This is a genomic window from Nocardia sp. NPDC056000, assembly GCF_042269265.1.
Classification (GTDB): domain Bacteria; phylum Actinomycetota; class Actinomycetes; order Mycobacteriales; family Mycobacteriaceae; genus Nocardia.
In genome coordinates this window covers 325,818-348,675 of sequence record NZ_JBHJXS010000010.1, presented here as the reverse complement: position 1 = coordinate 348,675, position 22,858 = coordinate 325,818, and the positions used below count along the sequence as shown (strand labels likewise).

Here is a 22,858-nt window from a genome sequence, read left to right as displayed (position 1 = left end):
GGCGGAGTTGACCGCCGATACCGCGCGCATGACCGAGGCGCTCGGCGAGGCCGTGGACGTGATGGATCGGCTGTGGAATTTCGGCGGCTGGGAGGTCACCCAGACCCATGATTCGCTGCGGCCGTACCTGCTGGAGGAGACCTATGAACTCCTCGACGCGATTCAGGACGCCGATGCCGAGACCATCAAGGAGGAGTTGGGCGATCTGCTGTTGCAGGTGCTGTTCCACTCCCGAATCGCCGAGGCCGCAGGGGAATTCACGGTCGCCGAGGTGGCGGCCGCACTGGTCGTCAAGCTGACCCATCGCAGTCCGCATCTGCTCGACAACGGCATCGATCCGGCCGCCGATATGGCGTCCAAGATCGCCGCGCAGGAGGCGGCATGGGAGGAGCGCAAGACCGCGGAGAAGTCGCGGCGCTCCTGTCTGGACGGAATCGCCATGGCCCAACCGGCTTTGGCGCTGGCGGAGAAGGTGCGCTCGCGCAGCGGTAAGGCCGGACTGCCGGAGGATCTGATTCCGCTGGAGCTGCGGATGGTCCGGCTCGGCGGTCCGGACAGCGCCGAGGAACGGCTGCGCAAGGCCACGCTCGCCTTCGCCGCCGCCATTCGCGCGGCCGAGGATGCGGCGGAAGCCGCTCGCGGCGAACGACTTTCCCTCACACCCGAGCAGTGGCGCGCCTACTGGCCGGTGTGATGCCGGACGCGGGTCGGCTGTGACCTGATCGCCGCATTCACGCCGGGCGGGTCGTTGCGCCCGACCGCTATGCTTCTGCTGTTTTCGGGTGTGGAGGAGGGCCGATGCAGGGGCGAATGGTCGCGGTGTGCCTGGCGCTGCTGTTCGCGGTGACGGGGTGCGGCAAGGTGGTCAGCGGTGTCGCCGCTCCCGATCCGGCGGTGGTGAAAATGGCCCGCCTGAGCGCCGATCGCATTCCCGATGTGCTGCTCTCCACCGATGACGCCGGCAAGATCGTGGCCTCCACCGCCCTGGTGCAGAAGTTCGAGAACACCGTCCCCACCACCCCGAACCTCACCTATCAGCCCGCCGAATGCGGGCCCATGGAGTACACCGCCGATCTGGATGTCTACGCGGACAAGTGGACCGGCTTCCGCCTGCGTTCGCTGCGCGAGGCCGATGACAGTCCGCAGCACACCATCTACGAGACCGTCTCCACCTACAAGAATTTCCTGGTGGCCGAGGCCCTGGTCAACCAGTACCGAGCCGTCCTGTCCGGTTGCAACGGCAAGCAATTGACCGCCACCCCCAAAACCGGCAACGGCGCCCCCAGCGTCATGCGCATCACCGCCATCCCGCACAACACCGACCCGTCCGCCGTCTCCGCCGACTGGACCCTCACCTTCACCGGCAGCACCCGAGTCTGCTCGGACACCATCCGCACCCAGGGCAACGCCGTCATCGAGGTCTCCAGCTGCGCCTACGCCGACGCCCGCACCTCGGCCCCCATCGCCGACCGCATAGCCGCCAAAATCCGCCAGCTCAACTGATTCCCGACTCCGGACAATGAAAAACGCCACCCGGCCGAGTTGTTCGGCGGGGTGGCGTTTTCGGTGCGACGCTCGGTTAGACGTTGACGCCGTAGTCGCGGGCGATACCGCCGAGGCCGGAGGCGTAGCCCTGGCCGATGGCGCGGAACTTCCATTCCGGGCCGTTGCGGTAGAGCTCGCCGAAGACCATGGCGGTCTCGGTGGAGGCGTCCTCGGTGAGGTCGAAGCGGGCCAGCTCGGAGCTGGTGGCCGCGTCGACAACGCGAATGTAGGCGTTGCGGACCTGTCCGAAGGACTGGCGGCGAGCGTCGGCGTCGTGGATCGATACCGGGAAGAAGATATTGGTGATCGTCGGGGGCATTGCTGCCAGATCGACATTGATCACCTCGTCGTCACCGTCGCCGGCGCCGGTGAGGTTGTCACCGGTGTGCTCGATGGTGCCTTCCGGCGAGCGCAGATTGTTGTAGAACACGAAATGCGCATCCGACAGCACCCGCTGGTTCGGTCCGCAGGCCATCGCGCTGGCATCCAGGTCGTAGTCCGCGCCGGTGGTCGTGCGAACGTCCCAACCCAGGCAGACGGCGACCTTGGTGAGGTTCGGGGCCTGTTTGGAGAGCGAAACGTTTCCACCCTTGGCCAAGCTGACAGACATGATCTCCTTCCCCGCGGCGCATTCACACCGCATCCCTTCCCGATTATGGTCGATCCGGGGACCCACTGTGCGCGTTCATTTTCGCGCTGGGGTTTCGGTTGGGACACTATGTCTGGAATGTCCGAATTAATCGACGGGCGGCGCCGTTCAGTTGCCTTCGGACGCCATGGATTTCAGCGTGGCCACGCGTTTCTCCAAGTAGCGCAATTCCGTTGGATCGATCACATTGCGCTGGATTCCGGCCGCCACCGCGAACGCCGACTGCCGATGATCATCGATCACCGACACCTCGATCGCGACCGCCGTGTAATCGTCCGCGCCCGGCATCGGATCCGCCACGATCTCGGCGCGACCGCGGGCGCACAGCGCCACATTGCCGCCGCCCAGGATCAGCAGCGCCACCTCGGGGCGTTCGCGTAGCCGCGCCAGCGATCCGCGATCGGACTTGAGGCTCAGCAGAATCCGGCTGTCGCCCGCGCGCACCGGCCAGGAGACCGGAATGGCGTGCGGGGCGGGATCGGTGGTCACCAGCACCCCGATAGTGTCCAATGGCCACTCGGGTAGGATGGGCAGTTCCGGGTGTTCCGTTTCCGGGCCTTCCGTCGAGGACTCTTGTCGCGCCCGCGCTCCGGCTACCATCTTCGTCACCTCACGATCGGGTAAAGCACAGTGGGCTGGACTGTGCTGAGACAAGTGTATGCCGTTGCCGCCGTTGCCCGCTGGCCTCCGCGAGCGCGGCTCGGAACGCCCGGGACGTCCCACTTGTCCGTTACGTGTGTGAAAACACCATCGGACCTGCGTGGCAATAGATTGACTAGCGGCGATAACGAATGCATCATTCGTTACAGTCCCCCGACCAAACGGGGTCATGCGAGTAACCGGCCGATGACCGCCCGGTGAAGCCGTCCGCCACTCGGCGTAGACGAACGCAGCAGCATCGAAAGTATGGCGCGCAACGGTTTTCGCGCTCCCGGCGACGGCTGGGCGGCTGCTGCGGTGCAGGTGAGGCGTGTGAGGTGAGAACACGAAGAGAGCGGAGACCGGTGATGGATATGGGTTCGGGGCAGCAGCCGGACATGGGGACATGGACGCCAGGCGCGAGCGTGGCGAATCTGGGTACGTCGAGCGCGGTGCTCGACGATCTGCGCCATCTGCGCGCGGAGATGATAGCGGCGGAGGTGCCGTACCTGCTGGTGCGCGACTCCGACCATCGGCTGGTGCTGGCGGTCGACGCCGCGCACAGAGCCGCGCTCAGACGGGTGCTGGGCGCCGCCATGGTGGCCGGGTTCATCTGCAATGAGAAGCAGCACAATGTGTTCCGGCTGGGCCGGGATCTGGACACCGCGCACCACGTGGATATCGAGCTGTGGGAGTACCACGGCGACACCGTGGAATGCCCGCGCCCGAACGCGCTGACCCGCAATGTGTTCGACCTCGCCGATGTGGAGCAGAGCACCGTCCTGCTCTACGACACCAGCTGGCCCACCCTGACCGGCATGTTCGCCCCGCATCCGGGCGATGTCGGCTTCGATATCGATATCGTCTTCTCCTGGGTGGACGGCACCGATCCCGAATTCCGCGCTCGCCGTGCGGGAATGCTGGCGCAGGTGGTGGTCGGCGAGGGTGATGCCGCCGACGCCCGCATCCGGCAGATCGACGAGTTGCGGTACGCGCTGCGCTCGGTGCACAAGAACGCGCCGTGGATCCGCCGCATCTTCATCGCCACCGATTCCAAGGTGCCGGAGTGGCTGGGCGACGATCCCAAGGTGACGGTCGTGCGCGCCGTCGACCACTTCCCGGATGTCAGCGGGCTGCCGGTCTTCAATTCCCATGCGGTGGAATGCCAATTGCAGCATATCGAGGGGTTGTCGGAGCATTTCCTGTACTCCAATGACGATATGTTCTTCGCGCGCCCGGTGCGCCCGTCCATGTTCTTCACCCCGGGCGGGATCAGCCGCTATATCGAGGCGGGCACGCGAATCGGCCCGGGCGCCAACAATGAACGCCGCAGCGGTTTCGAGAATGCCGCCCGCATGAATCGGCAGTTATTGCAGGGCCGCTTCGGGCATATGATCACCAGGCATCTGGAGCACACCCCGGTGCCCTTGCGCCGCAGCGTGCTGCACGAGATGGAGCAGGCGTTCCCGGAGGATTTCGCCCGCACCCGCACCAGCCGGTTCCGCGCCGCCACCGATATCTCGGTGACCAATTCGCTGTACCACTATTACGCCCTGCTGACCGGCCGCGCGGTACCGCAGGAGGCGGCCAAGATGCGCTACGTGGACACCACCATGTACACCGGTCTGGCTCTGCTGGAGGGGCTGGCCAGGCGGCGCAATGTGGACTTCTTCTGCCTCAACGACGGCAGTTTCCCGGAGGTCCCGGAAGCCGAACGGGTGCGCGCGGTCTCGGAATTCCTGGAGACCTATTTCCCGGAGCCCGCGCCCTGGGAGAAGCCCGATTCGATCACGGGATCGCTCGCCGCGTTCGAATCGGGCGCCGCCTGAACCGAATTCGGTTCAGCCGGCCTCGGTGGCCTTGTCCCGCCGGCGCAGTACGTGCGGGATGCCCGCGGCCGGTGGAATCACGATCCCGGCGTCGGCGAGCCGCTGGGCCGCCTGCTCCGGGGTCTGTGGTTCGCCGACGGTGCTGCCCGCGCCGATCGGCACCACCGAGTTCACCACGGTGTCCGGGTAGATGTGCACGTAGTTGAACGCCTGCGCGCCGTCACGCCCGCGAATACCGCCCTGCCGCACCGCCAGATCCTGGCTGTAGCAGGTGGCCGAGGCGACCGACACCGGAATTCCGGCGAAGGTCGCACTGGTCGAGAAGTGCAGGTGCCCGGCCAGAATCGCGCGCACATCGGTGCCGTCCAGCACATCGGCGAGGCGGCGCTGATCGCGCAGCTCCACCGAGACGGCCGGATCCAGTACGCAGGGGATGGGCGGATGGTGCATGGCCAGAATGGTCCCGAACGGCGCGGGCTCGGCCAATACCGTACGCAGCCAGGCCAATTGGCCGTCGGTGATCTCACCGTAGTGGTGTCCGGGCACGGTGGTGTCGAGGGCGATCACGCGTAGCCCGTCGAACATGTGCACCGCGTCCAGCGGTGCGCCCGAACCCTTTTCGTCGAGCATGTGCACGCGCAGCGCGGCTCGATCGTCATGGTTTCCGGCCACCCACACCAGCGGTGCGCCGATGCGGTCGGCCCAGGGCTGCACCAGTGCGCGCAATTTGCGGTACGCGCCCGGTTCGCCCTGATCGGTGAGATCGCCGGTGAAGACGATCGCGGTGGGTTTGATATGGCTCGCCTCGGCCTCGCCGAGCAGTTGGCCGAGTCGGGCCTCCGCGTCGACGTCCCCGTAGAGATCGGCGTCTGCGGCGATCAGGTGGGTGTCGCTGAAATGGAACAGCACATGGTCTGCCCTCGGATATTCAGCGACTCTCGCGATGTACACGGACATCCTCCCCGGATGGTGTGTGCCCTCGGCTTGCCGATTCCGTCAGCCAGAATAGCGAAGCCTTTTACACCAGATTGCCCACGCCCAGTGACGGCATGCTTGCGGGAAGGTGAGGTTTGCGTGACGGCTCAATGCCCGAGGCTACCGGCCAGCACTCGGGGATGTTCCTGTTCACGCGCGTGCAGCAGCGTGAAGTAGCGCCGCAGCATCAGGGCAGCTGTGGTGGCGAGCCCGGCGGTCAGGCCCCACCACACACCCGCGGCCCCCAGATTCAAGGGGAATGCCAGTAGCAATGCGGTGGGTAATCCCACAATCCAATACCCCACCAGCGACAGCCGGAAACCCGCCTTGGTGTCCTTGAGCCCGCGCAGCAGTCCGACGCCGATGTTCTGCGCCGAATCGAAGAATTGCAGCACGATCGCTATGAGCAGCAGGGTGTGCGCGAGCGCGACGGTGGCGGCATCGGTGTCGTCCAGGAAGGGCAGCAGCACCCAATCCGGTGCGGCCACATAGACGATGCCGGTGAGCGCGGTGATGATCGCCGCGTAGCGCAGCGCGAGCCAGGCCACCGACCGCGCGTGCGAGTACCGCTCGCGCGCGACGGCCTTGCTCACCAGGATCGACGCGCCGTGCGAGAGCCCGATCGCCACCTGGAACACGATGTACACGATCTGATAGACGACATTGTGCGCCGCCAGCGCCGCGGCCCCCAGGCTGCCCATGACCAGCGCCAGCACCGAGAACATGCCCGCCTCGGACCCGTACGTGAGCGCGATCGGCGTACCCAGTTTCAGTTCGTCGCGCACCGTGGCCCAATGCACCGGCCACATGCGAACGGGCAGTGTCGCACCGAGTTTCGCGTCCCGGCGCACCATGGCCCAGAACACCCCGAAGGTGATCAGGAAGACCAGCGAGGTGGCCACGCCGATTCCGGTCAGCCCGAGTTCGGGCAGGAACAGCCAGCCGTGCATGAACGCCAGCGCCAGCGCCACGTTCAGCGCGACCGAGCCGAGCGTCACCAGCAGCAGCGCCTGCGGTCGCTGCATACCGACCGAATACTGGCGCAGCACCTGGAACCACAGGCAGGGCAGCAGTCCCGGTGCGAGCGCGACCATCATGGGCCGCGCCTCGGCGAGCACCGCCGCGTCCTGTCCGAGCCATTGCAGCGCCCAGCCGAGCCCGATCAGCAGTGCGCCGCCGAGCAATCCGGCCAGGGTGGCGATCAGGAAACTGGACCGCACCACCTCCCGCACCTCGCGTTCGACGGCGTGACTGCCCTTCTCGCCCCGGCTCACCACCGTCGCCACCTGATTGCCGGTACCGGTGATCAACCCGACGCACATGGTGCGGATCTGGTTGAACAGCACCAGCGCCAGGCCACCGGCGGCCACCTGCCGCACCCCGAGCGTGCCCATCAGCGCGATATTGGTGGTGGAGACCGCCACCTGGGCGAGTTGCGTCAGCGCGATCGGCGTGGCCAGCGCGGTGAGCTGACGTCCGTCCGATTGCCGAGGGCCGAAATTCATTTGCCCGCAGCCCCGTTCGCGGATGCGACGGCCACCTCGGCGGCGCCCTGCGGCAGCAGGATCGCATGGGTGTCCTCGGTGTGCCGAGTCGCGGCGCGCGGCTGCTGATCGCGCGCTGGCGCGTAGCTGTCCAGCATTTTCGCGACCTTACCTTCGGTCTCGGAATCCAGCAGATCCCGGTCGCTCATCCAGTCGTCGTCGAAGACGGTGTCCAGATACTTCTCGCCGCCGTCGCAGACGATGCTGACCACGACCGACCCGGCCGGGAACTCGTCCATCCGTTCCAGGGCCGCGAAGACCGATCCGCCCGCCGACCCGCCGATCATCAGGCCCAGTTTGCGCGCGACCACCCGGGCGGTCGCGAACGCCTCCACATCGGAAACCTTCACGCCCTCCTTCAACAGGCCCAGATCCTCGGCGACGATCTTGCCCGGATCCGCGCCCTCCGGGGTGCCGGTGCCGGACTGCCAGTACGGCCCGGCCGGACCGCCGAAGGCGATGGACCCCACCGGTTCCACCCCGTACAGCAGCGGTTCGTGCCCGAGATCGCGCAGCCGCCGCGCGGTGCCGAACATGGAACCGCCGGTGCCGACCGCCGAGATCAGCGCGTCCACCCGGCCGAGATCGGCCAGCAGTTCCTCGGCGAGTTCGTAGTAGCCGACCGGATTGGCATCATTGTTGTGCTGTTCGGTGAAGTACACATTCGGGACTTCGCCCGCCGCCACCGCGGCGGCGTGCTCCTCCAGCGCCAGTCGCTCGGCGAGTTCCTCACGCGCCGAGGTGGAGAGATTGTCGTCATCGCCGTCGGAGACGAATACCAGTTCCGCGCCCATCGCCTTCATCGTTCGCAGTTTGTCGCGGCAGGCGTGATGATCGACCACCGCGGTGAAGCGATACCCGCGTTCGGCCGCGATAACGGCCAGACCCAAACCGGTATTGCCGGAGGTGGATTCGACGATATGCCCGCCGGGGCGCAGCAGCCCGCGCGCTTCGGCATCGTCGACCATGGCGCGGGCCATCCGAATCTTCGCGGCCCCCGTGGGATTCATGTTCTCGAGTTTGAGGAACAGCCGGGTGCCGGTATCGGTGACGGCCAATTCGAAGAGCGGCGTATGCCCGATGAGGTCTGTCACGCGCGTGGTGACAACAGGCATGAAGGTATCTCCTTGCGATCGGTGTGAATGCGGATAAATGCTGTTCGACGCTATCGATCGAAACGCCATCCGAACTGTGCGTTCCCGTCGGAGGCGGACAATTCGACCTTCGGCGGAATCGGCAGATCGTGGAAGGCCGATTCATTGCTGTCCATTTGATAACCCGCGGTATTGGGGTAGATCAGCAGGTCGCCGATTTCGGCCGGGCGAGGCAGCGGAATCCGCCGCCGGCTGAGCATATCGTCTTCGAGACAGGTGGTGCCGCCTACGCAGGCGGGCGTCATATCCCCGGTGTGTCGCGGCCAGAGCACCGGATCGGGGAGGTATTCGGTGTTGAACCATTGTTCGGACAGGCTCAGGCTGGTGCCGTTCACCGTGAGTATCTGATAGTCCCGGCCATGTGCGGTACGGGTTTTCCGGCCCTGCACGGTGAAAACGGTGCTGCCCGCGCGGTCCAGCAGCGCCCGGCCGGGTTCGATGGCCAGGGTGATGCCCGCGGTGCGCAGCCGGTCGCCCAGATCGTCGTGCCGCAGGATCGCCGCGAGCATGTCCGGACCGGGTTCGGGGCAGTGGTACGGGTAGTACGAATCGGGCGCGGGCGCTCGATCACCGTGGAACCAGGCGGGATTGACGCCGTCGATGAATGCGCGCCAGGCGGCCTCGGGGACGTAGTCCACCCCGAATCCGCCGCCGATGGAGAGGGTGTCGGCCCGATGGCCCAGGCCCCGCGCCTCGAGGCAGCGCGGGATCAGCGCGGCGGCGAGTTCGGCACGCGCGATCGACCGGTAGCCCGAGAGATGAAAGCTGAAGCCTTCCAGGGAAATCGAATTCGGATCGACGCGTTTCACGGCCAGGTCGAGTTCCTCGCCGGTCAGGCCGAATCGGCTGTGCGATCCGGGTGGCAGTACGCGCAATAGGATTCGCGCGGTGAGTTCGTGCCCGGCGGCGGTGATGGCGGCGACAATGGCGTGCAGATGGTCGAGTTCATCCGGTCCGTCGACCGCGATGAGCGCGCCCTCGCGGACCGCGAGGGCCAGCAGCGCATCGGATTTCGCGGGTCCGGTGACCACCAGATCGGTCCCGGCGATACCGTCGCCGAGCGAGGCTCGGAATTCGCCGACGCTGGCCACGTCCACCCCGGCTCCGGCGGTGCGGCAGGCCCGCACGACGCTCGCGCCCTTATTGGCCTTCTTGCCGTAGTAGATCCGCCCGTTCACCCCGTATCGGACGAAGGTGTCCTGAAACGCCTTGATGTTCTGCACAATTCGCGCCGGGAACAGCACATGGAACGCGCCGTCGATCGTGCTCGCGATGCGGCCGAGCAATTCGGTGTCCGCGAGCAGCAGTTCTTCCCATTCGTCCCGGTGCGCGGGCATCGGGGTGGCGGTTATCTCGGTGAGCTCGGCGGGATCGGTGATATCCATCTGCCGGGCTGTCCCCTTTCTACTGTGTCGGCGCGGTTCAATCCCATAGCGCCACTTCCGTGCCGCGACCCTCGGCGATGGCGCGGGTCGCGAGTGCGTGCGCGACCGCGATATCGGTGAGCACCAGGCCGCTGTTGTAGACGAATATTCGTTCCTCATCGGAGGTCCGGCCGACGCTGCGGTGATTGAGCACCTGGGGTAGCTCAGCGTCGACCCTGCGTAGTCGCCCGTCCGGTCCGGCCATATCGGTGCCGGTGAGCGCCATCTGCTCGGCGCTGGTGGCGATCACCCGATCGGCCTCGGTGAGCGTGGACGGGGCCAGGCCGTAGCCGACCAGCACCACGGTCGCGCCGGGGGCCAGATCCTTGGCCTCGATGGCGACCTGGGTGCCCGGCCCGGCGGTGGCCAGGATGACATCGGCGGTGCGGGCGGCGGCGTGCGGATCGCTCACCAGCTCCAGTTCGGCCTGCGGATTATGGTGCAGCAGTTGCTGATACACCGATTCGATGCCCTCGGGATGGGTGCCGTACAGCATCAGCCGGTTCAGCTGCGGATTCGCGGCGAGCAGGTGCGGCAGCGCGTTGCGGCCCTGGGTGCCGGTGCCGATGAGCAGCACCGAACGCGCACCCGGCCGGGCGGTCTCGCGCACCAGCAGCGCCGAGACCGCGGGCGTGCGCAGCGCCCCGACCCGTGCGCAGTCCATCATCGCCAGCGGCATACCGGTGGCATCGTCGTACAGCGTGATGGTGGTGTAGTACCGCTTGGTGGAGCGGTCGTGATGCGGATCGAATTTGTACGAGGTCTTCATGGCCACCACCCGGCGGCGGCCGTCGCGGCCGAGCATGGCGTAGGCCACCGACCAGCCGTCCGGATGGGCGACGCTGAGCTTGCGTGGATTATCCGAATCTCCCGCCGCGAAGGCGAGATACGCGTCCTCCACGGCGCGCACCACCTCCGCGGGACTGATCGGGACATCGGCTAGATCGCTGCGACTGAGTACACGCAGCGGGGTCGGTCGGCTGTTCACGTGCGGTTACCTCGGATCATGCGGAATGGCGCCACCACCCGCTGGCCGTATCCGGTCTCGGCGGCTTCGGACGCATCACGGCGGCGCTGGGGCAGCCTGATGTTCACTCGCTTGAGCCAGCGGTCGGTGCCGTCGTAGCGGGGGGTGAACGGCACCCGTCCGTGCACCACCACGTCATTGTCCACCAGCAACAGTTCCCCCGGGGTCAAAGCGGCGGTGATGCAGACCCTTTCGAGTTCGGTCGCCAGATGATCGTAGGCGGAGCGGAATTCGTCATCGGCGTCCGCGAGCGGGGTGTACGCCGGGTCGTAGCGCAGCGTCAGCCGACCGTCATCGGTGCCGAGCGTGGCGATGGCCGGGGTCTCCTGCTCCGGGAAATCGGTGCCGTAGGACACATCGGGCAGAATCGGCAGTTCCCGGTGCGAGAGTCGATCCCGTTGTGCCGCAGACAGTTCCACTCGCCGCACCGAGGACACCGTGGTGCCGACCCGATCCGGATTGCGCAGGCAGCCCAGCATGAGCAGATTGGCGCGGCGCGGATGGAAGGCGTCCTCGGTATGCGGGCTCAGCAGTGTGGTGCTGCTGGCCCCGGACTGCTCCTGTTCGTGTCCGGGCGTGGGCAGGATGTTGTTGACCAGTCGCCCGCCCTGCTGGCCCTGCCAGCCGAAAGGCTCACCCGCGCAGCGCGCCAGCAGCAACATGGTGAGGTCCAGCGCGAAGGAGGAATGGGCGCGCTCGGGCTCCCCGGCCCATGCGGCGGCCTGTCGCCAGTCGATCGGGGTCTGTCCGAGTTCATCGTCGCTGAGCGGTAACCGGCTGATGATCGTGACGCCCGCGGAGGTGGCGGGGGCGCGCATGGCGCGGTGCACTTCCTCGGGTAATTCGGAAAAGCGGGTGTCGATGTGGTGCAGCAGGCCCGGGTTGCCGAGCGTGGTGGCAATCGCCGGGTTCATCCCGACTGTGACGGCGATCTCATCCGCCAGGGCACGCACGGCGTGTCCGGCGGCCTCCGGCAGTTCGCGTCGTTCGAGTTCCGATGGGTGAAGCGTCTTACGTTCGGAGAGAACGCTTTTCGCCAAGGGGGTTACCTTCCTGGCCTCAGAGGTGACAAGCGGATTTCGGTACCCGAGCGAAGGTATCGGGCAGCGCCAAATTTGGCAAGGCTTACCTAAGAACGTGTCGAGAAGATAGCTGAGAAGTATCAAAGCACGAGTGCGAACGGTAACCGAAGCGCATCGATCGGGACGACTCCCGCCGGTGGGCGTTCACGTTCGTGGTTGAACGAGCGAACTATCTGGATGATGAGAAGGGTGCGTTTCGAGAAAGCCGCCGCCGGCGCCATATCGTCCCGCGTCGGCCTGTTGGGCTCGGCGCTCGCTCTCGTACTGCTGACGGGTTGCGGTACAACGAATCTCACCCCGGTGCCGGATTCCATGCCGCCCGGCATCGGGACGCCGCTGCCGGTGATCGATCTGGATGCCCCGGGCCGCAGCGCGATTCAATTGCGCGGGTGGGCGGAGCAGCAGTCCGATGCCCTCGGCATCTCCGAGGTGGCGCTGGAGGCGTACGGCTACGCCGCCGCGGTCATGGCCAGATCCCGGCCGGACTGCGGTATCGGCTGGACCACCATTGCCGGAATCGCGAGTGTGGAGAGTCGGCACGGCACCTATCACGGCGCGAAAGTGGCCCAGGACGGCAAGGTTTCGCCACCCATCCGCGGCGTGGCGCTCGACGGCGGACCGGATGTCGCGCACATTCCGGACACCGACGGCGGCAAGATGGATGGTGATCCGGTCTACGACCGCGCCATGGGCCCGTTCCAATTCATCCCGGAAACCTGGCAGCACTGGGGCGTCGACGCCAATGGCGACGGTATCGCCGATCCGGACAATATCGACGACGCCGCCCTCACCGCCGCACGCTATCTCTGCGCCAGCGGCGGCAACCTCGGCGAAGCGCCCGGCTGGCAGCAGGCCCTGATGACCTACAACCAATCCACCGCCTATATGAACAAGGTCCGCTACCGCGCCGCCGCCTACAGCGTGGGCCGTTCCGCCTGATAGTTCTCGTGGTTTCGGCGTGCATTAGGCTCGGCTCAGCACGGGACTGCCGTGCGACCTGCCGAGTTAGCAGCCGAAGGAGTGTCGTTTCGTGGCCATCATCGAACAGGTCGGAGCTCGCGAGATCCTGGATTCGCGTGGCAACCCCACCGTCGAGGTCGAGATCGCTCTCGACGACGGCACCCTCACTCGCGCGGCCGTGCCGTCCGGCGCGTCCACCGGCGAGCATGAGGCCGTCGAGCTGCGCGATGGCGGCGACCGCTACAACGGCAAGGGTGTGCAGAAGGCCGTCGAGGCCGTCCTCGACGAGATCGCGCCCGCCGTGATCGGCCTGGACGCCGTCGAACAGCGCACCGTCGATCAGACCCTGCTGGATCTGGACGGCACCCCGGACAAGTCGCGTCTGGGCGCCAATGCGCTGCTGGGTGTTTCGCTCGCCGTGGCGCGCGCCGCCGCCGAATCCTCGGGCCTGGAGCTGTTCCGCTACATCGGCGGACCGAACGCCCATGTGCTGCCCGTTCCCATGATGAACATCCTCAACGGTGGCGCGCACGCCGATACCGGCGTCGACGTCCAGGAGTTCATGATCGCCCCCATCGGCGCGCCCACCTTCAAGGAGGCGCTGCGCTGGGGCACCGAGGTCTACCACTCGCTCAAGTCGGTGCTCAAGGCCCAGGGCCTGTCCACCGGTCTCGGCGATGAGGGCGGTTTCGCGCCGGACGTCGCGGGCACCCGCGCCGCGCTGGACCTGATCGCCATCGCCATCGACAAGGCGGGCTACAAGCTCGGCACCGATGTCGCGCTCGCGCTCGATGTCGCGGCCACCGAGTTCTACACCGCCGGTTCGGGTTACAAGTTCGAGGGCTCGGTGCGCACCGCCGCCGAGATGAACGACTTCTACGCCGAGCTGATCACCCAGTTCCCGATCGTCTCGATCGAGGATCCGCTGTCCGAGGACGACTGGGACGGCTGGGTCGCGCTCACCGACGCCATCGGCGACAAGGTGCAGCTGGTCGGCGACGACCTGTTCGTCACCAACCCGGAGCGTCTGGAAGAGGGCATCGCCAAGGGCGCGGCCAACGCGCTGCTGGTGAAGGTCAACCAGATCGGCACCCTGACCGAGACCCTGGACGCCGTGGATCTGGCGCACCGCAACGGGTACAAGACGATGATGAGCCACCGGTCCGGCGAGACCGAGGACACCACCATCGCCGATCTCGCGGTCGCCGTGGGCTCCGGTCAGATCAAGACCGGCGCGCCCGCGCGCTCGGAGCGGGTCGCCAAGTACAACCAGCTGCTGCGCATCGAGGACGCCCTCGGTGACTCGGCGCGCTACGCCGGTGACGTCGCCTTCCCGCGTTTCGCGTTCGAAGGCTGAATAATCGAGCGGTGACTCGGCACCTGCCGGGCGTACGGGGTTGCGGGACCTGGTTCGGACAACCCCCGGAAGTTGGGCAAATCCGCTGAGTTTCGAGGTGTGAGATGACGGAGCGACGGGCGCGCGGTACCAGTCCGGCAGGACGCGGTGACCGCCGCCCGTCGCGTTCGGCCAAGCCCCGATCCGGTGCGGCCAAACCGCGCTCCGGCGCGGCGGCCAAGCGCACCGCATCGGGTTCGGCGAGCGGCAGCGGTGTGAGCAAGCGCCGTTCGGCCGCGAAATCGGCCACCGCGCGGCGGGCCTCGCGGGCCAAATCCGAACGGCACGAACATAAGATCCTCGGCCTGTCCACGGGCCGCGCGATTCTGCTCGCCGCGGTGCTGTGCGGGCTGGCGCTCACCCTCGCGGTGCCGCTGCGCACCTATTTCACCCAGCGCGCCGAGGCCGCTTCGCTCGCCGCGCAGCGCGAGCAACTACAGGACGATGTCGCCAAACTGCGGGATCGCCGTGCGCAGCAACAGGATCCGGCCTATATCCGGGCCGAGGCCCGGGATCGGCTGCGCCTGGTGCTGCCCGGTGAGACGCCGTACATCGTCCAGGTGCCCGGGATAGAACAGCCCGCGGTACCCGTCCCGCCCGCCAAGACGCGCGAGCCGGACCCCTGGTACACGGAACTGTGGCGCAGTATTTCGCAGCCGCAGCCCAGTGCCGCCCCAGCCGCGAATCCGGCGCCGCCCGCGCCGAATCCGCCCGCCCCCATTCAGGAAGGACAACCGAGGTGACCGCATCCGAGAGCCACCGCACACCCAGCGAGCGGGATCTCGAGATCGTCGCCAAGCAATTGGGGCGCGAGCCGCGCGGCGTACTGGAGATCGCCTATCACACCCCGGACGGCCTGCCCGCCGTGGTGAAGACACAGCCGAAACTGCCCGACGGCACACCGTTTCCGACGCTGTACTACCTGACCGATCCGCGGCTGACCGCCGAGGCCAGCCGGTTGGAGACCACCGGCATCATGCGCGAGATGACCGAACGGCTCACGCACGACGCCGAATTGGCGGCCGGATATCGCGCCGCGTACGACAGCTACCTCGCCGAGCGCAATGCCATCGAGGATCTGGGCACCGATTTCGCCGGTGGCGGTATGCCGGATCGGGTGAAATGCCTGCATGTATTGATCGCGCATTCGCTGGCCAAGGGGCCCGGCGTGAACCCGCTGGGCGACGAGGCCGTCGCGCTCGCCGCAGCGCATGGCTTGCGCGGCACCGCGATTCCGGCAGACTGGCCCAAGTACGAGAATCCTGCGGCAGAGGGCGAATAGATGAGCGACCGGATCGCCGCGATCGACTGCGGTACCAACTCCATCCGACTACTGATCGCGGATGTGATCCGGGATGGCGCATCGCCCAAGCTCACCGATGTACACCGCGAGATGCGCATCGTCCGCCTCGGCCAGGGCGTGGACGCCACCGGTTCCCTGAATCCCGAGGCCATCGAGCGCACCCGGGTGGCACTGCACGATTACGTGGATCTCATGGTCGAGCACGGGGTGACCCGGGTCCGCATGACCGCGACGTCCGCCACCCGCGATGCGAGCAATCGCGAGGATTTCTTCGCCATGACCGCCGCCGAACTCGGCCGCGTGGTCGAGGGCGCACAGGCCGAGGTCATCACCGGTGACGAGGAAGCGCGCCTGTCCTTCGCCGGTGCGGTCGGTGAATTGTCCAGCGAGGCCGGACCTTTCGTGGTCGTCGATCTCGGTGGCGGTTCCACCGAGGTGGTGCTGGGTGATGCCGAGGGCGTGCAGTCCGCCTACTCCGCCGATATCGGCTGCGTGCGCATTACCGAGCGCTGCCTGCACGGCAATCCGCCCACCCGCGAGGAGGTGGCGGCCGCGCGTTTCTTCGCCTCCGAGCGTTTGGCGCAGGCGTTCGGCGTGGTGCCGGTGGAGCGCGCGCACACCTGGGTCGGTGTCGCCGGAACCATGACAACGCTCGCCGCGGTCGCCCTGGACCTGCCCGAATACGATTCGGAGCGGGTGCATCTCACCCGCCTCTCGCTGGGCGAGCTGCGCAAGGTGTGCGATCGGCTGATCGGCATGAACCACGATGAGCGAGCCGCGCTCGGCCCGATGCATCCGGGCCGGGTCGATGTGATCGGCGGCGGCGCGGTGATCGCCGAAGTTCTGGCCGATGAGCTGGCGCGGCGCGCGGGCATCGGCGAACTGATCATCAGCGAGCACGACATTCTGGACGGTATCGCGCTGTCGATCGCCTGATTCGGGGCGTCCGCGGCGTGCCGGGGACGCTTTTACCGATTCGGACACGCGCCGGCAAACCGAACTCCTGCTGCTTCACGGCTGTTACCAGGGCTTTCGCCATATGGTTGTGACTCAGGTTAACAACTGAGGTTGCTGTCAGATTGCCCAATATGGGAGGGTCTGAGCTATGTCTGGAGTAGCGCATCACGCGAAACCGGTCTCCGAACGCACCCTGTTCGGACATCCCATCGGTCTCGCGAATCTGTTCGGCGTCGAGCTGTGGGAACGATTCTCGTTCTACGGCATGGTCACGATCCTGGGCTACTACCTCTACTACTCCACTACCGATGGCGGCCTGGCGCTGGAGAAGTCCACGGCGACCGGCATTGTCGGCGCGTACGGCGGGCTCGTCTATCTCTCCACGGTGCTCGGCGGCTGGATCGCGGACCGGGTGCTGGGGATGGAGCGCACGGTTTTCTACGGCGGCGTGGTCGTCATGGCCGGACATATCGCCCTGGCCGTACTGCCCGGATTGACCGGTGTCGGTGTGGGTCTGGTGCTGGTGGCGCTGGGTTCGGGTGCGCTCAAGGCCAATGCGTCCTCACTGCTGGGCACGCTCTACGACAAGAACGATGCGCGGGCGGACGGCGGTTTCACGCTGTTCTACCTCGGCATCAACCTGGGCGCTTTCGCGGGACCGCTGATCACCGGCGTACTGCAGGACCATGTCGGCTTCCACTACGGCTTCGGTGCGGCCGCCATCGGTATGGCGCTGGGCCTGACCCAGTACGTGGTGTTCCGCCGCAATCTCGGCACCCACGGTCGCGAGGTGCCGAATCCGCTGCCGCGCACCGAGATTCCGCGCACCCTGCTGGTGGTGGCGGTGCTCGCGGTGATCGTCGCGGTGGCCGCGCTGACCGGTGTGCTGACGCTGTCGAATCTGCCGGATATGACCACCGGCGTGATCGTGCTGGCCTCGATCGTGTACTTCGCGATCATGCTGACCAGCCCGAAAGTCGATGCGGTGGAACGCACCCGGGTGCGCGCCTTCATTCCGCTGTTCATCGCGAACGCGGTGTTCTGGTCGCTGTTCCAGCAGATCTTCACCGTGCTCGCGGTCTACTCCGATGAGCGCATCAATTGGAATGTGTTCGGCTGGACCGCACCGTCCAACTGGATCGGCTCCATGGAGCCGGTGTGGATCATCGCGCTGTCCCCGCTGTTCGCGATCCTGTGGACCCGGCTGGGCAATCGCGCCCCGAGCACCCCGCGCAAGTTCGCGCTCGGTGTGCTCGGCATGGGCGCGGCGTTCATGCTGTTCGCGCTGTACTCCGGCACCGAGGGCAAGACGGTGCCGATCCTGTTCGTGTTCGCGGTGCTGGCCGGTTTCGCCATCTCCGAACTGCTGCTCTCGCCGATCGGCCTGGCGGTCACCACCAAGCTGGCCCCCAATGCCTTCCGCGCGCAGATGATGGCGCTGTACTTCTTCTCGGTCGGCATCGGCACCTCGATGTCGGGCGTGCTCTCCAAGTTCTACGATCCCTCGCACGAACTCGCGTACTTCGGCATCACCGGTCTGGTGACGATCGCGGTCGGCGCGGCGGTCTGGGCGATCGCGCCGTGGGTGAGCCGCCATATGGAGGGCGTGCACTAATCCGGGTCGGCCCTCACTGCTGGGCGAGCCGGATATTGCGCATGGTCACCAGCGCTGTGGCGCACAGGGTTTCGTGCTCATCGCCGGTGAACAGATCCGCCGCCGCAATGGTGATGAGCGCACCGGGTTTGATCACCCGCCCGCGCGCCAGCACCGTCGGCCCCTTCGCCGGCGCCAGGATCTTCACCGTGAAGTCGATGGTCATATTCACCCAGCCCGGCGGCAGCAGCGTCCCCGCCGCTGATCCCGCGGCGAAATCGGCCAGTGCGCCCAGCACCCCGGCCTGGAAGTAGCCGTCGTGCTGGGTGAGCTCCCTCCGATGCGGCTGCACGAGTTCGACCGCGCCGGTGTCGACGCGAGTGAATTCGAAGCCCAGATGCTGTGCCGCGGGCATGCTCAGCACCACGGCCGGAACGAGGTCGGCGAAGTCCGGATTCACGGCTTGCCAGGTGGTCATGGTCAACTCCCTGCGGTCGGCAGCGGCTCGAAAGCGCCCTGCCGGTACTGATTTCGAGTCGCGGCGCGCATGAGCTTGCCGCTGCTGGTCTTGGGCAGCAGGCCCGGTGTGGTCAGCACCAACTCCCCGATACTCAGGTCGTGTTCGCGCAACACCGCTGCCCGAATGGCCCCACTGACATCGGCGGCATCGGCATCGGCGAGCTGATCGCGCCTGATCTCCTGAATGATCACCAACTTCTCGCCGTCGGCGAAGGCCGCGCACCCGCCGCTGCGCAGAGCATGATGGGCCGTGGTGACAGTGTGCTCGATATCCTGCGGATAGTGATTGCGCCCCCGAATGATGAGCAGATCCTTGGCCCGCCCGGTCACATACAGCTCACCGTCCACGACCACGCCGAGATCGCCGGTGCGCAGGTAGCGTCGCCCGGACAGATCGGTGCAGACCGCCTGGAAGGTGCGCGAGGTCTCCTCGATCCGTCCCCAATACCCCTGTGCGACATGGTCTCCCGAGACCCATATCTCGCCGATGTGATCCGGTGGGCAGAGTCGGTGCGTGTGGGGGTCCACGATGCGCACATCTTCGCCGGGCAGGGTGCGACCCGAGCCGACCAGAGTGCGGACGGCCGACCGCGCAGCCGGTGCGTGACTGGACGATGTCGCTGCCCGAGCGTCGCCGGACGATATCGCTGTCCGGCCGCGGTCGAGGGGCGCTCCCGCCGGGGCGTGGCGGCCCCGCTCGAGTGCGGCGGTATCGACCTCGATGGTGCGTGGTCCGCGACCCTTCACGCTGCCGCTGACCAGTAGCGTCGCCTCGGCCAGCCCGTAGCAGGGATAGTTCGATCGCGCCTGGAAGCCGTGCGGTGCAAAGGTTTCCGCGAAGTTCCGCAGTGTCTGCGGGCGCAGCGGTTCCGCGCCGTTGAATGCCACCTGCCAACAGCTCAAATCGAGGTCCGCGGTATCCCCGGCACCGGCACGCGCCACGCAGGCGTCGAACGCGAAATTCGGCCCACCGCTGGTGTGCGCCCGGTACCGGGTGATAGCCGAGAGCCACAGCAGGGGCCGCCGAATGAAGGCCGATGGTGACATGAGCACCCCGGTGGCCCCGATATATAAGGGCTGCAACACATTCCCGATCAGACCTTGATCGTGGAAGAGCGGCGTCCAGCCGACCATGGTGGAGTCTCGATCATGCCCGAACGCGTCCTTGATCATCTCGAGATTGGCCGCCAGATTCCCATGCGACACCATGACACCCTTGGGCGTGGAGGTGGAGCCGGACGTATATTGCAGGAAGGCAAGCGAATTCGCCTCGACCACGGCGACCGCACCCCGCTGCGTGGCAGGAAGCCGATCCACGGCGAGCCACTCCGGTGACTGCCTCCTACCTGCCCGTAAAACCCGCTCCGGCAGTGCGCGGTCCGACTCGAGCGGCACGACTCCCGACTCGGGTCGCGATACGTCGGGCTCACGCTGCGGGTCGGCCGATGCCGAAGTCGCGCCGAGTGATTCCAGTTGCGGGCGAAGCGCGTCAACCATGGCGTGCATGGTGAGTACCACCGTGGGCCGGCAGTCCCGGATGATCGAGCGGGTGGACTCCCGAATCTCGGTGCGGCGCGGCGGCGGTACCGGCACCGCGAGGACCCGGGCGTAGAGACAGCCGAAGTAGGCGACGATGAACTCCAGCCGCTGCGGGAAGATCAACAGCGCGCGATCCCCAGGCACACAATGGGTTCGGAGTTGTTCCGCGACCGCCAGTGCCCGCCGGTGCAGGTCGCGGTAGGTGAGCGAATCCGCTTCCGCGCCGTGCTCGTCCAGCAGGATGTAGGCGATCCGCTCCGGCTCGTCGGTGGCCCGTTGCCACAGCAGGTCGGGTAACAGTGTGGGCGCGGTGCTCATCCGTTGCCGCGCAGGGTGATCGGGAGGCGGGTTAGGCCGCGCAGGATGAAACTGTGTTGTTGCCAGTCGAAGTCGGTGGTGGTGAGGCGGATTTCGGTGGTGTGGCGGTGCAGGACGTCGAGGGCGATTTCGGCTTGGAGGGCGGCGAGGGGTGCGCCGAGGCAGCCGTGCATGCCGTGGCCGAAGGCGAGGTGGTCTGCTGGGGCGCGGGTGAGGTCGAAGTTGTCGGGGCGGTCGAAGACGTCGGGGTCGCGGTTGGCGGCGGCGAGGCAGAGCAGGACCTGGTCGCGAGCGCGAATCAGTCTGTCTTCCAGTTCGATATCGCGGGTCGCGAGGCGCTTGGTGAGTTGTAGGGGCGGGTCGTAGCGCAGCGTTTCCGCGACTGCCGCACGCGTCAGTTCCGGGTGAGCGCGGAGTAGTTCGGACTGTTCCGGGTGGCGGAGTAGGGCCAGAAGTGCGTTGCCTATCAGAGATTTCGTGGTTTCCAGGCCCGCTACGAAGCACATGATGGTCAGCAGCATGACCTCGTCATCGGTGAGCGCGTTGCCGCCGAGCGTGTAGGAGGTGAGCAGCGCGCTGATCAGGTCCTGGCCGGGTGCGGCGCGGCGCTGGTCGATGATCGGTCGCAGTGCGCCGGTGAAGGCGGTGACCACGGTGTGCACGCGGGCCAGATCGTGGGCCGTCATCAGCCCGGGTTCGAGCAGGAATCGAATGTCGTGGGTCCACGGGCCGATTCGCGCACGCAGATCCTCCGGCAGCGCCATCCATTCGCAGAGCACTGCGATCGGCAGCGGGGCCGCGAAGTCGGCGATGATGTCCACTCGGCTCTTGCGGCGGGCCTGTTCCAGCAGGCGGGTGGCCGCCGCGGTGATGAGCGGCCGCAGACCGTCTATCTGCTGGGTGGTGAAGGCGCGGTTCACGAGCGCGCGCAGCCGCGCGTGTTCCGGGTTGTCGGTGAAGACCAGTGAGGTGCGCCCGAGCCGGTCGATGAGCGTCATATCGGACTGCCCGAGCCGTTCGGCCTGTGCGCTCACCTGCCTGGGGATCAGCGCGGCGCTGAAGGTCCGGTCGTGCAGCACACCGCGCACATCGGCGTACCTGGTGAGCACCCACATGCCCAATGTCCGGTGTACCGGCCGGGTTTCGCGCAGTTGCCGGTAGTGCGGATAGGGATCGCGCCGGAATTCCGCGTCGAAGGGATTGAACGCGACGCGCGCCGTATGCGCGGTCATGCCGCCCGATCCTCGCGGTCGAAGTAGCGGCTGGTGCAGGGTTGCAGCACCAGCCGGAACAGGCCGATCTTGCCCATGCGGAAGCCCATGGCCGAGAGCTTGAGATAGCGCTGGTAGCGCTCCACGGTGTCCGCGCCGACCAGGGCGGTGGCCTCGGCGCGATGGGCGCGCAATCGCCGCGCCCACTGTTCGCAGGTCCAGGCGTAATCGAGGCGGCCGCCGCTGATCGAGCGGACCTCGAAGATGCCCTCGGCCGCCGTGATGATCTCGGCGAGGGTCGGCAGTTCGGAATCCGGGAAGATCTCCCGCTGCATGAACGAATTCGCTTGCTGCCGTGACATATTCCCGTACACGATGGTCTGCAATGACAGCGTGCCGTGCCCGGTCAGCCAGCCCCGGCAGCGGTCGAGGAATTCGCGGTACACCCGGATCTTCTCGGCGGAGGTATCGGACTGCTGTGCGAAGTGTTCGAACGCGCCGATGGAGATGATGCCGTCGAATCGGGTGTCGGGCGTGTAGTGCAGCCAGTTCTCGGTGCGCACCTCGACCCCGGAATATGCTGCCGCACGGATGAATTCAGCCTGCGCCGGGCTGAGGGTGAGCCCGACCGAACGCTCCACCCGATGGGTCTCGGACAGCTCGCGCAGCATCGAACCCCACCCGCAGCCGATATCCAGTACGGCACCGGCGCATTCGGCCCGGATGGCGTCCAGGTGGAAGCGCAGCTTGTTGTGCTGTGCGATTTCCAGTGTGTCGCCGGGGGTTTCGCGCAGTGCGCAGGAGTACGTGAGGCTCGGATCCAGCCACAGCCGATAGAAGTCGGTGCCGATATCGTAGTGGTGCCGAATTCCGGCCGCCGCCACCGCGGTTCGATCCGCGGTGAACAGGTTCGCCCCGTCGGCCGGTGCGGTCATGGCAGCGCCGCGCTCTCACCGTGCTCGTGCACATAGTCCGCGACGGCGTTCAGACTCGGATGCCGGTACAGATCCTCCGGTGACAGATCCACCCCGTACCGCTCCTCGACCTCCATCAGCAGTGCGACCGCAACGGCCGAATCGATGCCGAGCCGGTCGAAATCCGCCGTGGGGTCGATATGCGGTGCGGGCACCTCGAGCAGCTCCGCGAGGTACGCGCGGCACCAGTCGACGATGGCTTCTTTGCTTGTATCCACG

22 protein-coding genes are annotated in these 22,858 nt (G+C 66.8%); 9 read left to right on the top strand and 13 right to left on the bottom strand.

The annotated features are described in order from the left end of the window. Positions 1–28 precede the first annotated feature (28 nt). Both ACFC4D_RS29135 and ACFC4D_RS29130 read left to right on the top strand, forming a co-directional pair. A complete protein-coding gene (locus tag ACFC4D_RS29135) occupies positions 29–694 on the top strand; it encodes a MazG family protein (RefSeq protein WP_376068247.1) in 666 nt (221 codons plus the stop codon). Between the two features lie 104 nt (positions 695–798). Next, entirely contained in the window at positions 799–1,503 is a 705-nt protein-coding gene (locus ACFC4D_RS29130) for a sensor domain-containing protein (protein ID WP_364641995.1), read from the top strand. Positions 1,504–1,579: 76 nt separating this feature from the next. Here the strand turns inward: ACFC4D_RS29130 and ACFC4D_RS29125 are convergent, their stop codons facing one another. Together ACFC4D_RS29125 and ACFC4D_RS29120 are read right to left on the bottom strand one after the other, a co-directional pair. Continuing rightward, entirely contained in the window at positions 1,580–2,155 is a 576-nt protein-coding gene (locus ACFC4D_RS29125; protein ID WP_375965058.1) for a TerD family protein, read from the bottom strand. A 147-nt stretch (positions 2,156–2,302) separates the two neighbouring features. Continuing rightward, complete coding sequence (locus ACFC4D_RS29120) at positions 2,303–2,689, bottom strand: hypothetical protein (protein WP_376068137.1); 387 nt, start codon at positions 2,687–2,689, stop codon at positions 2,303–2,305. A 512-nt stretch (positions 2,690–3,201) separates the two neighbouring features. Here ACFC4D_RS29120 and ACFC4D_RS29115 point away from each other — a divergent pair. Continuing rightward, positions 3,202–4,662, top strand: a complete 1,461-nt coding sequence (locus ACFC4D_RS29115) for a stealth family protein (protein ID WP_376068135.1) — start codon at positions 3,202–3,204, stop codon at positions 4,660–4,662. A gap of 12 nt (positions 4,663–4,674) precedes the next feature. Here ACFC4D_RS29115 and ACFC4D_RS29110 read toward each other — a convergent pair whose 3' ends face one another. The 6 genes from ACFC4D_RS29110 to ACFC4D_RS29085 all read right to left on the bottom strand — a co-directional run bounded on the left by ACFC4D_RS29110 (position 4,675) and on the right by ACFC4D_RS29085 (position 11,826). Beyond that, positions 4,675–5,613, bottom strand: coding sequence for a phosphodiesterase (locus ACFC4D_RS29110; protein ID WP_375965064.1), 939 nt, complete (start codon positions 5,611–5,613; stop codon positions 4,675–4,677). A gap of 131 nt (positions 5,614–5,744) precedes the next feature. Further along, the gene (locus tag ACFC4D_RS29105; RefSeq protein ID WP_375965067.1) at positions 5,745–7,142 is read right to left on the bottom strand and encodes an MATE family efflux transporter; all 1,398 of its coding nucleotides are present in this window, start codon (positions 7,140–7,142) and stop codon (positions 5,745–5,747) included. Next, positions 7,139–8,296: a PLP-dependent cysteine synthase family protein gene (locus tag ACFC4D_RS29100; protein ID WP_376068133.1), complete on the bottom strand. Its 1,158-nt coding sequence runs from the start codon at positions 8,294–8,296 to the stop codon at positions 7,139–7,141. The genes ACFC4D_RS29105 and ACFC4D_RS29100 overlap by 4 nt, the downstream gene beginning before the upstream one ends. Before the next feature lie 50 nt (positions 8,297–8,346). Then, entirely contained in the window at positions 8,347–9,720 is a 1,374-nt protein-coding gene (locus ACFC4D_RS29095) for a Y4yA family PLP-dependent enzyme (RefSeq protein WP_376068132.1), read from the bottom strand. Between the two features lie 37 nt (positions 9,721–9,757). Next, positions 9,758–10,747: an ornithine cyclodeaminase family protein gene (locus ACFC4D_RS29090; protein WP_375965073.1), complete on the bottom strand. Its 990-nt coding sequence runs from the start codon at positions 10,745–10,747 to the stop codon at positions 9,758–9,760. Continuing rightward, positions 10,744–11,826: a TauD/TfdA family dioxygenase gene (locus tag ACFC4D_RS29085; protein WP_375965075.1), complete on the bottom strand. Its 1,083-nt coding sequence runs from the start codon at positions 11,824–11,826 to the stop codon at positions 10,744–10,746. Before ACFC4D_RS29085 ends, ACFC4D_RS29090 begins: the two co-directional genes overlap by 4 nt. A 222-nt stretch (positions 11,827–12,048) precedes the next feature. On the opposite strand from ACFC4D_RS29085, the gene ACFC4D_RS29080 reads away from it, so the two are divergent. The 6 genes from ACFC4D_RS29080 to ACFC4D_RS29055 all read left to right on the top strand — a co-directional run bounded on the left by ACFC4D_RS29080 (position 12,049) and on the right by ACFC4D_RS29055 (position 18,099). Beyond that, positions 12,049–12,807, top strand: a complete 759-nt coding sequence (locus ACFC4D_RS29080; protein ID WP_375965078.1) for a lytic transglycosylase domain-containing protein — start codon at positions 12,049–12,051, stop codon at positions 12,805–12,807. Between the two features lie 91 nt (positions 12,808–12,898). After that, positions 12,899–14,185 (top strand): phosphopyruvate hydratase, encoded by a 1,287-nt coding sequence (eno, locus tag ACFC4D_RS29075; RefSeq protein WP_364641965.1) that lies wholly within the window; start codon positions 12,899–12,901, stop codon positions 14,183–14,185. Between the two features lie 104 nt (positions 14,186–14,289). Beyond that, on the top strand, positions 14,290–14,967 hold the full coding sequence (locus ACFC4D_RS29070) for a septum formation initiator family protein (RefSeq protein WP_375965080.1): 678 nt from the start codon (positions 14,290–14,292) through the stop codon (positions 14,965–14,967). Beyond that, positions 14,964–15,506, top strand: coding sequence for a DUF501 domain-containing protein (locus tag ACFC4D_RS29065; protein ID WP_375965082.1), 543 nt, complete (start codon positions 14,964–14,966; stop codon positions 15,504–15,506). Before ACFC4D_RS29070 ends, ACFC4D_RS29065 begins: the two co-directional genes overlap by 4 nt. Beyond that, on the top strand, positions 15,507–16,463 hold the full coding sequence (locus ACFC4D_RS29060; RefSeq protein ID WP_376068130.1) for an exopolyphosphatase: 957 nt from the start codon (positions 15,507–15,509) through the stop codon (positions 16,461–16,463). It begins immediately after the preceding gene. Positions 16,464–16,632: 169 nt separating this feature from the next. Next, positions 16,633–18,099 (top strand): peptide MFS transporter, encoded by a 1,467-nt coding sequence (locus ACFC4D_RS29055; protein WP_376068128.1) that lies wholly within the window; start codon positions 16,633–16,635, stop codon positions 18,097–18,099. A 13-nt stretch (positions 18,100–18,112) separates the two neighbouring features. Here ACFC4D_RS29055 and ACFC4D_RS29050 read toward each other — a convergent pair whose 3' ends face one another. From ACFC4D_RS29050 to ACFC4D_RS29030, 5 genes are read right to left on the bottom strand one after another with little or no spacing between them, the layout of a single operon-like run. Continuing rightward, positions 18,113–18,556 carry a PaaI family thioesterase gene (locus ACFC4D_RS29050; RefSeq protein WP_376068126.1) on the bottom strand — a complete coding sequence of 148 codons (444 nt, stop codon included), beginning with the start codon at positions 18,554–18,556 and terminating at the stop codon, positions 18,113–18,115. Between the two features lie 2 nt (positions 18,557–18,558). Further along, entirely contained in the window at positions 18,559–20,454 is a 1,896-nt protein-coding gene (locus tag ACFC4D_RS29045; protein WP_376068124.1) for a fatty acyl-AMP ligase, read from the bottom strand. After that, on the bottom strand, positions 20,451–21,686 hold the full coding sequence (locus tag ACFC4D_RS29040; RefSeq protein WP_376068122.1) for a cytochrome P450: 1,236 nt from the start codon (positions 21,684–21,686) through the stop codon (positions 20,451–20,453). The genes ACFC4D_RS29045 and ACFC4D_RS29040 overlap by 4 nt, the downstream gene beginning before the upstream one ends. Next, a complete protein-coding gene (locus ACFC4D_RS29035) occupies positions 21,683–22,600 on the bottom strand; it encodes a class I SAM-dependent methyltransferase (RefSeq protein WP_376068120.1) in 918 nt (305 codons plus the stop codon). The genes ACFC4D_RS29040 and ACFC4D_RS29035 overlap by 4 nt, the downstream gene beginning before the upstream one ends. Beyond that, the gene (locus tag ACFC4D_RS29030; protein WP_375965098.1) at positions 22,597–22,857 is read right to left on the bottom strand and encodes an acyl carrier protein; all 261 of its coding nucleotides are present in this window, start codon (positions 22,855–22,857) and stop codon (positions 22,597–22,599) included. The genes ACFC4D_RS29035 and ACFC4D_RS29030 overlap by 4 nt, the downstream gene beginning before the upstream one ends. Between the last annotated feature and the right edge of the window lies 1 nt (position 22,858).